We start from the raw sequence: 12,323 nt of genomic DNA, 5'->3' as shown, positions 1-12,323 counted from the left end.
ATAATGTTAAACGGCAGCGGCACCGCCAACGATCTCGGAAATTTCCTGAGTAATCGCGGCTTGACGCAGCTTGTTGTAAATGAGTTGTAGGTCTTTAATCAGTTGTCCTGCGTTGTCTGTCGCTGCTTTCATCGCGACCATACGAGCTGACTGCTCACATGCAACGTTTTCAATCACACCTTGATAAACCATAGACTCGATATAGCGAACCAACAAACCATTTAACAATTCTTCTGCTTCTGGTTCGTAGATATAGTCCCAACCATAAGTACGGTTGAGGTCATCGCCTTCTTCTGCCGGTGCTAAAGGAACAAGTTGTTCTACTTTAGGCTGCTGAGTCATTGCATTGATGAAGCCATTTGAAACGAGATAGATACGATCTAGTTCGCCTTTATCAAATGCATCAAGCATTACCTGTACTGAGCCTGTTAACTGTTCCAAACTCGGCGCATCGCCAAGTTGGGTGGTTGCACCAAGCACTTTACCGCCGTAATTCTTAAAAAACGAAACCGCTTTTTGACCAATCAAAGCAAATTCAACTTCAATTGACTGCTGTTGTTGTGCTTTGACATGCTGCACAACTTTCTTGAACAAGTTAATGTTCAAGCCACCCGCCAAGCCACGATCTGAAGACACCACGATATAGCCAACGCGCTTAACCGGGCGTTCAACCATATAACGGTGTTTGTATTCAGGGTTTGCTTGGACCAAGTGAGCAATTACACGGCGCATATTATCGGCATACGGACGGCCCTGAGCCATGCGCTCTTGCGCACGACGCATTTTCGAAGCAGCTACCATTTGCATCGCGCGAGTAATCTTTTGCGTGCTCTTGATACTAGCTACTTTGGCGCGAATTTCTTTTAAATTTGCCATACGCTTAACCTAGTAGTCGAAAGCTCTTTCGAGCTTCCGAAGGTTGATCCGTGAACCAAACTTAACTAAAGATAAACTTAGTAAGTTTGAGTCGCTTTGAAGCTCTCAATACCTGATTTGATTGCTGCTTCGATGTCTTTGTTGTAATCACCAGTTTCATCGATCTGTTGCATTAACGCAGCATATTCAGAACGGAAGTAAGAGATTAACGCAGCATCAAAGTCTACGATTTTCTTCACTTCTACGTCAGCCATATAGCCTTCGTTAGATGCATAAACAGATACAGCCTGGTCAGCGATTGAGTAAGGAGCATATTGTTTTTGCTTCATTAACTCAGTTACACGTTGACCATGCTCAAGTTGCTTACGTGTTGCTTCGTCAAGATCAGAAGCAAACTGAGCAAACGCAGCCAATTCACGGTATTGCGCTAGAGCGGTACGGATACCACCTGACAATTTTTTGATGATCTTGGTTTGCGCAGAACCACCAACACGAGATACAGAGATACCCGCGTTCACAGCAGGACGAATACCTGCGTTGAATAATGATGTTTCTAGGAAGATCTGACCGTCAGTAATCGAAATTACGTTCGTTGGTACGAATGCAGATACGTCACCAGCTTGAGTTTCAATGATCGGTAATGCAGTTAAAGAACCAGTTTGACCAGTTACTGCACCGTTCGTGAATTTCTCAACATAATCAGCTGAAACGCGCGAAGCACGTTCAAGAAGACGCGAGTGAAGATAGAATACGTCACCTGGATAAGCTTCACGACCTGGTGGACGACGTAAAAGTAATGAAATTTGACGGTAAGCAACAGCTTGCTTAGATAAATCATCATAAATGATTAACGCGTCTTCACCACGATCACGGAAGTATTCACCCATTGTACAGCCAGAGTACGGAGCCAAATACTGCATTGCTGCAGGATCAGCGGCCGCAGCTGCGACAACAGTGGTATACGCCATAGCGCCAGTTTCTTCTAGCTTGCGTACCACGTTTGCAATTGTTGATTGTTTTTGACCAATCGCAACGTATACACATTTAATGCCAGAGTTTTTCTGAGCGATGATCGCATCGATCGCCATTGCTGTTTTACCAGTTTGACGGTCACCAATAATCAACTCACGCTGACCACGACCTACAGGGATCATGGTATCAACTGATTTATAACCAGTTTGAACAGGTTCGTCGACAGACTGACGCCAAATTACACCTGGTGCTACTTTTTCAACAGCATCAGTAAGTTTTGCATCAATAGGGCCTTTACCATCAATTGGGTTACCCAAAGCGTCTACGACACGGCCAAGAAGTTCAGGACCAACCGGAACTTCTAATACACGACCTGTACAACGAGCTTTTTGACCTTCTTGCAGGCTTAGGTAGTTACCTAAAACAACGGCACCCACTGAATCCTGTTCTAGGTTCAGTGCCATACCAAATAAGCCGCCGTCGAATTCGATCATTTCACCGTACATTGCATCCGCAAGACCGTGAATACGCACGATACCGTCAGATACCATGACGATGGTACCTTCATTCTTAGCGGTCGCGCTGGTGTCCAGATCGCCGATACGCTGTTTAATGAGCGCACTGATCTCGGATGGATTCAGTTGTTGCATTGCGCTATTCCTCAATCTTTTTTAAGTTCAGTCTTTTTGCTGTTAGGCAAGAAGACGAGTCCGCATTTTTTCAAGCTTGTTAAGCGCAGAGTCATCTATCACTTGGTCGCCTGCACGAATCACAACACCTGCGATGAGCGCCGGATTAACGTTAACAGTGACCTGAACGGTTCTGTTAAAACGTTTTTCAAGCGCATGAGCCAAAATGTGCTCTTGTGTCGCATCCATTGGGAAAGCAGATTCAATCTCTACTTCCAATGTGTTGTTGTTCTGCGATTTAAGTAATTCGTATTCTGCAGCGATTTCAGGCAATAAAACCAAACGATCGTTATCCGCAAGCAATGTCAAAAAGTTAGACACTGATTGTGATTGATCTTCACCTAAAACCTTTGCAAAAAGACCTACTTGTTCCGCAGGAGTCAGCTCAGGGCGATTTAAATAAGCGGAAAATGCTTCGTCTTGCACCGCAGCACCGAGCAGTTGTAACGCATTTGACCAAGCGTCAGTTGCATTCTGCTCAGATGCATAAGCAAATGCTGCTTTGGCGTACGGGCGTGCTAACGTCAAGAGTTCAGCCATATTCGCCTCGCTTAAAGTTTAGCAGCCAGCTGATTCAGCATGGCATTATGAGCTTCTGCGTCAACTTGTTGGTTCAGAATTTTTTCTGCGCCAGCAACTGCCAAAGCAGCAACTTGTTGACGTAATTCTTCGCGAGCAGAATTGATGTCCTGATCAACAGTTTCTTTCGCCTGTTGACGGATACGCTCACCTTCAGCAGATGCCTGGGTACGCGCTTCTTCGATCAATTGTGCTGCACGACGGTTCGCTTGTTCGATCAATTGAGCCGCTTGTGCTTTTGCTGCGTCTAACTCTGCCTTAACTTGTGCTTGCGCATCAGCAAGGTCAGCTTTAGCTTTTTCAGCAGCATTTAAGCCATCAGCGATTTTACGCTGACGCTCACTAATCGCATTGATTAGTGGTGGCCAAACAAACTTCATGCAGAATGCGACAAAGAACGCAAATGCAATCGCTTGGCCAATCAATGTGAGGTTGATATTCATTTCGCTATTCCTCAATATGTGGATTTAGGAATTAAGCTATTAACCTACAAATGGATTAGCGAAGATGAAGAACAAGCCAATACCAACACCGATCATAGGCACAGCATCAAGAAGACCCGCGATTAAGAACATACGAGTTTGAAGTTGTGGAGCCAATTCTGGTTGACGAGCAACAGCTTCTAAGAAGCGACCACCTAAAAGACCGAAACCAATCGCAGTACCTAAAGCACCGAAAGCGATCAAGATAGCAGATGCAATTGCAACTAGACCTAAAGTGAGTTCCATGAAAAATTCCTCAGAGGTTAGGTTATTACCAAATTAAACTAAAATTTAAGCCCAACCATCAGGTGACAGTTAGGCAATACCATTAATGCTTTTCGCTTGCCATGCTCAAGTAAACGATGGTCAGCATCATAAAGATAAATGCTTGCAGCGTGATTACGAGAATGTGGAAGATAGCCCAAGGCACAGATAACGCCCACTGGATCCAGAACGGTAATAATGCGATCAAGATGAAGATCAACTCACCCGCATACATGTTACCGAACAGTCGTAGAGCCAACGAAACTGGACGAGCAAGGAAAGTTACTAATTCCAAAACTAAGTTCACTGGAATCAATAACGCTTTTGCAAATTTGTTACTTGGGTTGAATGGGTTAAGTGCCAATTCACCGACGAAACCGCCGATCCCTTTCTCACGAATACTGTAGAACAAGATCAAGGCAAATACTGACAAAGACATACCTAAAGTAATGTTAGGGTCAGTAGATGGAACAATCTTGAAATACACGTGGTGAGGGTCCATACCAAACACACTTGCACCAATTTGTTGAGCTAGGTAAGGAACCCAGTCAACCGGGATTAAGTCCATTAAGTTCATGAGGAAAATCCACACGAAAATGGTTAATGCCAATGGCGCAATTAAGCGTGATTTGCCGTGGAAAGTATCACGAACACTTGAGTCAACAAACTCGATAATCATTTCGATTGCTGACTGGAATTTTGTTGGCACACCTGCGTTAGCAGCTTTGGCAACAATCCAGAACATCAAACAGAAAATAACACCAAGTCCGATAGACCAACCCATTGAATCCAAGTGAATTGCAGTGAACCCCATCGATTGAGCTTCTTCAGCAGTCTCAGCCAATTTCCATGTACCGTCAGGCATTTTGCCATAGGTCATATTGGTCAAGTGATGCTTGATATACTCGGTCGAAGTCAGGGCATGTTCTTCAGCAGCCATAAATCACACCTGGTCAATGTCAATCATTAAAAAGAAGAGAAACGAATCGTGCGGATGGCAATGATTCCGCTTCTACTTCCAAAAATCTTAAAATGTGTCTTACACTCGCTTTTGTAGACGCGCCACCCAAAATGGCGCGACCCACGACATCGCTTGTACGAGAATAAATCCACAAAACAATGCAACCGGTGACAGCGGTTTAACATTGCTCAAAATTAATATAAAACCCACGATCACAATCGCAAACTTACCGAGCATCCCTCGGTACATATTCAGCATGACTTGTTTTGATGCTCTTGCGCCTGCCGTTCTAAACGACTGCCAAGCAAAATAACAATGTGCCAACCAACATACCAAAGCCCCAAGCGCAGCACTCAAAGCAGCAGTTGTGTCTTTCATTGCCCATGCCAGCAAAGCGGCAACGGGAATCATACATGCTTGTAAGAAGACCAAAGCTTTTGCTAATCGTCGGTCAATCATGCGACTAGTTTGGCTCATTTTTTACCCACTTACAGCAGAACTGCTTGACAAGTTTTAATCATGATCGTTTCGAATCGCAGGCATTATAGAGTTACACCCCTGAACATGCAATCTTTTCTCGACTTAAGTCTGGTTTTTTCGTTACCATATTTTTTGACGCTAGAGTCAATTGATTTTTATTTTTTTCATCAATTTTGTGCACTTATTACGCATTTATCGGTTTTTGAAGCCAATTTTTTCCACGCTGTTACAAAATTGTCCTCACCGCGCATGCTTTCATCCACGGACTGGAAAACTACCGGGTTCATTTTTTGGTACTGACTCGAACTTGCTGTCGTTTCGGCCAATAAGCACATTTTATTCTGCGGACGATTGTCTCTTAAGTACTTAATTTGCGCTGCGGTCGGTGCAATATGCGGATCATCGGTCAAAGCCCCTGCAAATTTCAGATTTAACGCTCTTTCCAGATATTGATAGGCATCATGATAAGACCAGTAGCTTTTGGCCTTGCTTGAGCTTTCATATTGTTGTGATGCCTGCAACATCTGCTGTGAGAATGCTTTGGCATTGGCCATATATCTGGCTTTATTTTCCGGATTTTGCTGTGAACGCAAGGTCGCGATAAAGAAAGCAATCCGCACTGCATTATTCGGTTCTAACCAGACATGGCTATCTACGGTATTGGCCAATGATGCGCCACGCAGGTTACGTTGCGGCAACACTGTCAAGATCCCCGAGTCCAGCAAGGCAATCGCCTTACGGTTGTGACTCAACATCTTTTCCAGTGGCGCTTCGTGCGACTTGCCAAGCCAGATCACCAAAGAGGCATCCTGAATTGCTTTACGGTGCGCCGGGGTCAGTTGTACATCGTGACCACTTTGGTCTTTTAGCAGAAGAACCGGCTCTTCTACCCCTTCTGTGACTTCTTTTGCAATCAGGTAAATGGGATGTGTTGAAACCACCAAGCTTTGTGTCCAGCCCCATGTGCTTAACATTGAAAACAAGACGAGAACGATTAGGCGGGACATCACAAGATTACTCAGTTTGGCGAAGCATGTTATAATATAACAAAAGTTGTAAAATACCTATGTCTATTTTCAGATTTGCCGCACGATCCGTCGTGCCTTTCACTTATATAGATAGTTATCCTAAATTGCATGTTATGATAACAGGGCTATTGTGACATCAGCGAGCCATTAGGTGCCAGTGAAGAATCAATAGGCTCTACAAAAATAATGAGGTCAATCTATGAGTTCTTGTTCACACGAACATGACAATGCTTTACATGGTGTGCACGGTCATCACGATATTAAAGCGCGACTTGCTGAAGCAGAGATTTTATGTACTGCGGTTGGCGCACGCCTGACACCTTTGCGTAAAGAAGTGCTTGAACTCATTTTGAATGCCTCTGCACCAATGGGTGCCTATGACTTATTGGCCAAGATAAAAGGTCAGGCCGACCGCCCTGCTGCACCACCAACGGTGTACCGCACTTTAGACTTCTTATTGGAAAAAGGTCTAATTCACCGTTTGACCTCTATTAATGCCTATATTCCCTGTTGTCATCCGCGAGAAGGACACCAGGCTGCCTTTCTGATTTGCACCGAATGCCATTCTGTTAAAGAAGCTTCTGCACAGGGACTGATTCAACAACTGGACCAACTTGCTGCCTCAGACCAGTTTTCTGCTCAACATAGCATTATTGAAATTTCTGGAAAATGTCATCAGTGCAGCACACTTCAGTAAGCACTCCACTTATTCAACTGGAGGGTATCTCGGTTCAACGTGATGAACGGGATATTTTAAGAAATGTCGATTTTTCACTGCATCCAAAAGAAATTGTGACGCTGATTGGTCCCAATGGCGCAGGTAAATCAACTTTAATTAAAGTGCTGCTCGGGATCATGTCGCCGACCAAAGGCAAGGTGCATTTTTCAAAGAAATTAAAGCTGGCTTACGTTCCGCAAAAGTTTAATCCTTCTGCCAGCCTGCCTTTACGGGTACAGGACTTACTGGATCTGGAAATTTGCGAAGCAGGTTTACGTGCAGAAATTATTCGTGATACGGGTATCCTAAAATTACAGTCCTCCAAGGTACAGCAGCTTTCTGGTGGTGAACGACAACGGGTTTTACTGGCACGGGCGCTATTACGCCAGCCTGACATTCTGGTACTGGATGAACCGATGCAAGGTCTGGATATCCAGTCCGAAGCAGAACTCTACGAATATGTACGCAGCCTGCCAGAACGCTATGGCTGTGCCGTCTTGATGGTGTCGCATGATTTACAGTGGGTCATGCAAGGTACCCATCGTGTAGTCTGCCTGAATAAACATATTTGCTGTAGCGGTTTACCTGAAAGCATTCAGCAACATCCCGAGTATCAGGCCATTTTTGGCACCCAACGGATGTTCTATCAGCATCATCACAATCACTGCGGACACAGCGATCATGCCGAGCCCTGCTCACATGATCCACGCCCCCATATTCACCCTGAGCCAAAGGTCTAAGCCATGATGGAATGGTTACAACTCCTGTTACCCGCCTGGATCATGGGGTCATTGCTGGTGTTCCTGACCGCGCCACTCGGCTGCCTGATGCTGTGGCGCAGAATGTCGTTCTTTGCCGATACCATGGCCCATGGCACCCTGCTTGGGGTCGCGATTGCGGGCATCTTGAATTTACCATTGTGGCTCGGTGTGGCCTTTCTAGCAGGCTTATTGGTGGCGATTTTATGGGTATTGCATGACTCGCGCCTGCCCAATGACGCACTGCTGGCTTTAAGCTCTGCCACCCTACTCTGTTCTGGCCTGCTGTTGATCCAGCAGGTGCCAAGCTTGCGCCCAGAGTTACTGAGCTATTTATTTGGCGATCTGCTCAGTATCGAATGGGCTGACTTGCCGATATTCGCTGTGGTCATTGCAGCTGCATTGGTCGTGCTGTACCGTTCATGGTCAGCGCAGATCCAGATTGCGATTGATCCCGATATTGCCATGAGTGAAGGCGTCAGTGCCAACTGGCAGCGCCTGATCTTTATGTTATTACTGGCATTATTTACAGTACTGGCGTTACGTGCAGTGGGCTCCTTATTGATGGGTGCCTTATTGGTGATTCCAGCATTAAGCGCTCGCCTGCTGGCCCATTCTCCAAAACAAATGGTGATCTGGGCCTTTATAATGGCTCAGGTCGGCGTGACCGTCGGTCTATGGTCGAGTGCAGCCCTGAATATTTCCACTGGCTTAAGCATTGTGCTATGTATGTCGTTGTGCTTTGCCGCGATTTTCATTGTGCAAAAACTCAAAAGCCAGACTCAAACAGCCTAATCAGGCTGTTAACCTGATTGTTGGATCGCACTTAATAGAAGTGCTGCACCACTAAACATCACGGCAAACCCACGATTTAAATACTTTTGTTGTGTTGGTGAGCGCAGCAATCTGAGAACTTTGGATGCCAGCCCGGTATAACCCGCCATCACAATCAGGTCGATACTCACCATGGTAATGGCCATGATCAGGTACTGTAACCATTGCGGTCGGCTCAAATCCAGAAACTGTGGCAACACCGCAAGCAAAAACACAATCGCTTTCGGGTTACTCATGTTCACCACAAAACCTTTCATGATTAAGGCGAAAGCGGATTGATATTGTTCCTGCTCAATCTCAATGGTTTGAATCGGTGCAGTCCACTGTTTATATGCCAGATAGACCAGATAAGCCACGCCAAACCATTTTACCGCCTGAAACGCCCAAGGTGTGGTTGCAAACAGCACCCCCACCCCTGCTGCCACAATCATGAATTGAACAATCAATGCCACTTGTAAACCCATTGCATTCCAGTAGCCATGCCGAAAGCCATAATTGAGACCACTCGACATGGAAGCGATGGCACCTGCGCCCGGTGAAATGCTAATCACCCAGCACGCCAACATAAAAGCAAACCAGACCTGCACAGACATAACAATGTTATCAACTCATAAAAACTAAATTATATCGATTTAAAGCAAGACTGGATGACATTACAGGCAATAAAATTGCACAAATATGCTACTCAGCTGCAGCGACATCAGGCACAATTATTCTTTTTATCCCTTAAAAGCTAAGGAGATTTTAATGACTGCGCAATCTGTCATTCTTCCATTACCTTCTGATCATGCACGCTTTATTGTTTTACGCTTAAAAGACCTCACCATTGCCGAATTAAAACAACAGATTGAAGCGCTACTGTCTACGCGTGACCGTTTAATCACGCAACATCCGAATGACCAGATTAAAACAGCCATCGCATTTGGTCCTGAACTTTGGGCTCGACTCTACCCGCAAACACCTGCAGGTTTTAAACAACTTGACCCACAAAGTGGCGCATTTAACTTGCCAGTGGTGCCTGCTGATGTCTTTATCCATATTGCCAGCGCCCGTGCAGATATCTGCTTTGCCATGAGCCAGGCCTTCTTTACCGGCATTCAGGATAAAGTTGAGGTACTTGATGAGCGTGCCTGCTTCCGTTTCTTTGACGGTCGCGACATGACCGGCTTTATTGATGGAACAGAGAATCCACAATTCCCTGACGATCGTGCTGAAGCGGCTTTACTGCCTGAAGAAGCGGGTGCATTTGCAGATGGCAGCTTTATCTTTGCCCAGCGTTATACCCATGATCTGGTCAAATGGCGCCAGCTCAAAGTCGATGCACAGGAACATGTATTTGGTCGTACCAAACTGGAATCGATTGAACTCGATGATGACATCAAACCGGAAAACTCCCATGTCGCGCGCACCGTGGTGGAAGATGATGAAGGCGAAGAAATGGAAATCTTGCGTCACAGCCTGCCTTATGGCGATGGCAAGGGTGAACAGGGGCTTTTCTTTGTGGCGTATACCAATAATTTAAGTATTATTGATGAAATGCTGAAACGCATGTTTGGAACAGCTGGAGATGGCATTCATGACCGTTTATTGCATTTCACCACTGCAATCGACGGCGCTTATTATTTTGCGCCAAGCGATGAATTGCTGGAACAGATTTTAGCAGATTAAAAAATCGAAAGATGCTATGTTATTCAATAATATAGCATCCACCCTGTAACGACAAAAACAAGAACTGACAAAAGATTTACCGGAATATGTGAATTCCAGCCAAATCACTCTCCCCTTAAGCCTGCAAAGTTTGCTATATTTGACGTTTTTCCGCGACATTTATTTTCGGTAACTATGAATACGGCAATACAAGCAGCTCTTGATCATGCGGTACAAACCCTGCAACAGCAAGGTGTACTCCCTTCAGATTGGACCAACACGAGCCATTTAACCCGTACCAAAGACCGAAGTCACGGAGACTTTGCTTCAAATATTGCCATGATCGGTTCTAAAGCCGCGGGCATGAAACCACGTGATCTGGCTGAAAAAATTCTGGCAGCACTACCAGAAGTGGCTGACATTACCAAAGCAGAAATTGCAGGTCCGGGTTTTATTAACTTCTTTTTAAATGCAGACCAGCGCTATGCGGTGCTCGACCAAATTCAGGCACAAAAAGATGCCTACGGTCGTAGTCAGGCCAACGCGACTAAAAAAATTCAGGTCGAATTTGTGTCGGCAAACCCGACCTCTAGCCTGCATGTCGGCCATGGTCGTGGTGCAGCGTATGGCATGACCGTTGCGAACTTACTCGAAGCAACGGGTGCAAAAGTTGACCGCGAATACTATGTCAACGATGCTGGCCGTCAGATGGATATCTTGGCGACTTCAACTTATTTACGTTATTTAGAATTGACCGGGCAAACACTGGTTTTCCCGAAGAATGCGTATCAAGGCGACTACGTTAAAGAAATCGCACAGGAAATTATTGATAAAGATGGCGATGCACACGTTCGCGCAGTTGCCGACATCTATAAAGATGTACCAGAAGATGTGCAATATGCTGAAGAACTTGATGCTGAAGGCAATAAAGTTGTGCTTTCAGGCGATAAAGAAAAGCACATTGATGGTTTGATTGCGAACTCGCAACAACACTTGGGTGCAGCTTATCGCGTGTTCCATCAAGCGGCTTTACATGCCATTCTGGATGATATTAAAGATGACCTGGCTGACTTTGGTGTCACCTTTGACAAATGGTTCAGCGAAGATTCATTGACCGACAAAATTGACGAAGCTCTTGAGACTCTGGACCAACGTGGCTACCTCTATGAAAAGGACGGTAACATCTGGTTTAAATCAACTGAATTTGGTGACGAAAAAGACCGTGTGGTGAAACGTCGTAATGGTCAAACCACTTACTTTGCTTCTGACATTGCTTATCACTTGAATAAACTACAACGCGGCTATACCGACCTGATTGATATTTGGGGTTCTGACCATCACGGTTATATCTCACGTGTCAAAGCGGCGATTGATGCCATGGGTTATGACTCGAAGAAACTCACCGTACTTTTGGTTCAGTTCGTCAGCTTATGGCGTGGTGGCGAGATGGTGCAAATGTCATCGCGTTCAGGTCAGTTCGTGACTTTACGTGACTTGCGCAAGGAAGTGGGTAACGATGCTGCCCGTTTCTACTATGTGATGCGTAAATCTGAACAGCACATCGACTTTGACCTTGACCTTGCCGTTTCACAAAGCAAAGATAATGCGGTGTATTACATCCAATATGCGCATGCACGTATTTGCCGTATGTTAGAAAAAGCAGCGACGACTGGTCTTAATTTCGACCTCAGCGCAGCACGCGAACATGCCAACCGTTTAGAGCTGGATGCTGAAACCGAGATCTTGTCTAAACTTGCCGCTTATCCAGATATTCTGGTACGTGCAGCCAATGCCTACGAACCGCATCAGATTGGTAACTATCTTAAAGAGTTAGCTGCCCTGTTCCATGCTTGGTACAATGAACATAAAGTATTGGGCGATGATGTGGCACTGACACAAGCGCGTTTGTTGCTTTCAATCAACGTACAGCAAGTATTACGCAATGGCTTAGAATTGCTCGGTGTATCCGCTCCTGAGACGATGTAAGCAACACTCTTACGCAGCGTTGCTGCTCATACCGCAAAACCGAAGGCTA

Annotated in this window: 14 protein-coding genes; 5 read left to right on the top strand and 9 right to left on the bottom strand. The window is 45.4% G+C overall.

All coding sequences use genetic code 11. From position 1 onward, the window contains the following. Positions 1-6: 6 nt before the first annotated feature. The 8 genes from atpG to IEV39_RS16760 all read right to left on the bottom strand — a co-directional run bounded on the left by atpG (position 7) and on the right by IEV39_RS16760 (position 6,310). Complete coding sequence (gene atpG / locus IEV39_RS16795; protein ID WP_004773227.1) at positions 7-876, bottom strand: F0F1 ATP synthase subunit gamma; 870 nt, start codon at positions 874-876, stop codon at positions 7-9. Positions 877-953: 77 nt separating this feature from the next. Continuing rightward, the gene (gene atpA / locus IEV39_RS16790) at positions 954-2,498 is read right to left on the bottom strand and encodes a F0F1 ATP synthase subunit alpha (protein ID WP_004773229.1); all 1,545 of its coding nucleotides are present in this window, start codon (positions 2,496-2,498) and stop codon (positions 954-956) included. 42 nt (positions 2,499-2,540) lie between these two features. Beyond that, positions 2,541-3,077: a F0F1 ATP synthase subunit delta gene (locus tag IEV39_RS16785; RefSeq protein ID WP_004773231.1), complete on the bottom strand. Its 537-nt coding sequence runs from the start codon at positions 3,075-3,077 to the stop codon at positions 2,541-2,543. Between the two features lie 11 nt (positions 3,078-3,088). Further along, positions 3,089-3,559 (bottom strand): F0F1 ATP synthase subunit B, encoded by a 471-nt coding sequence (locus IEV39_RS16780; protein WP_005228377.1) that lies wholly within the window; start codon positions 3,557-3,559, stop codon positions 3,089-3,091. A gap of 39 nt (positions 3,560-3,598) precedes the next feature. Then, a complete protein-coding gene (atpE, locus tag IEV39_RS16775) occupies positions 3,599-3,844 on the bottom strand; it encodes a F0F1 ATP synthase subunit C (RefSeq protein WP_000424060.1) in 246 nt (81 codons plus the stop codon). An 82-nt stretch (positions 3,845-3,926) separates the two neighbouring features. Beyond that, a complete protein-coding gene (gene atpB / locus IEV39_RS16770) occupies positions 3,927-4,802 on the bottom strand; it encodes a F0F1 ATP synthase subunit A (RefSeq protein ID WP_004773235.1) in 876 nt (291 codons plus the stop codon). A 99-nt stretch (positions 4,803-4,901) separates the two neighbouring features. Continuing rightward, complete coding sequence (locus IEV39_RS16765) at positions 4,902-5,300, bottom strand: ATP synthase subunit I (protein WP_004773236.1); 399 nt, start codon at positions 5,298-5,300, stop codon at positions 4,902-4,904. A 170-nt stretch (positions 5,301-5,470) separates the two neighbouring features. Further along, positions 5,471-6,310 (bottom strand): metal ABC transporter substrate-binding protein, encoded by an 840-nt coding sequence (locus IEV39_RS16760; protein WP_005281233.1) that lies wholly within the window; start codon positions 6,308-6,310, stop codon positions 5,471-5,473. Positions 6,311-6,530: 220 nt separating this feature from the next. Between IEV39_RS16760 and IEV39_RS16755 the strand changes: the two genes are divergently transcribed. Genes IEV39_RS16755 through znuB form a run of 3 tightly spaced genes read left to right on the top strand, consistent with a single transcriptional unit; the run spans position 6,531 to position 8,602 of the window. Beyond that, positions 6,531-7,028 carry a transcriptional repressor gene (locus IEV39_RS16755; RefSeq protein WP_005228375.1) on the top strand — a complete coding sequence of 166 codons (498 nt, stop codon included), beginning with the start codon at positions 6,531-6,533 and terminating at the stop codon, positions 7,026-7,028. Beyond that, complete coding sequence (znuC, locus tag IEV39_RS16750; protein ID WP_005281236.1) at positions 7,001-7,789, top strand: zinc ABC transporter ATP-binding protein ZnuC; 789 nt, start codon at positions 7,001-7,003, stop codon at positions 7,787-7,789. Before IEV39_RS16755 ends, znuC begins: the two co-directional genes overlap by 28 nt. A gap of 3 nt (positions 7,790-7,792) precedes the next feature. Continuing rightward, positions 7,793-8,602: a zinc ABC transporter permease subunit ZnuB gene (gene znuB / locus IEV39_RS16745; RefSeq protein ID WP_005281241.1), complete on the top strand. Its 810-nt coding sequence runs from the start codon at positions 7,793-7,795 to the stop codon at positions 8,600-8,602. An 8-nt stretch (positions 8,603-8,610) separates the two neighbouring features. On the opposite strand, the gene IEV39_RS16740 is transcribed toward znuB, so the two are convergent. Further along, entirely contained in the window at positions 8,611-9,234 is a 624-nt protein-coding gene (locus tag IEV39_RS16740) for a LysE family transporter (RefSeq protein ID WP_005281245.1), read from the bottom strand. Between the two features lie 154 nt (positions 9,235-9,388). Between IEV39_RS16740 and IEV39_RS16735 the strand changes: the two genes are divergently transcribed. Both IEV39_RS16735 and argS read left to right on the top strand, forming a co-directional pair. Beyond that, entirely contained in the window at positions 9,389-10,309 is a 921-nt protein-coding gene (locus tag IEV39_RS16735) for a Dyp-type peroxidase (RefSeq protein ID WP_005281249.1), read from the top strand. 174 nt (positions 10,310-10,483) lie between these two features. Beyond that, the gene (gene argS / locus IEV39_RS16730; RefSeq protein ID WP_005281252.1) at positions 10,484-12,274 is read left to right on the top strand and encodes an arginine--tRNA ligase; all 1,791 of its coding nucleotides are present in this window, start codon (positions 10,484-10,486) and stop codon (positions 12,272-12,274) included. Positions 12,275-12,323 lie beyond the last annotated feature (49 nt).

Origin of the sequence: Acinetobacter courvalinii (genome assembly GCF_014635545.1) — a bacterium.
Classification (GTDB): Bacteria; Pseudomonadota; Gammaproteobacteria; order Pseudomonadales; family Moraxellaceae; genus Acinetobacter; species Acinetobacter courvalinii.
This window is presented reverse-complemented; position numbering and strand designations above follow the sequence as displayed.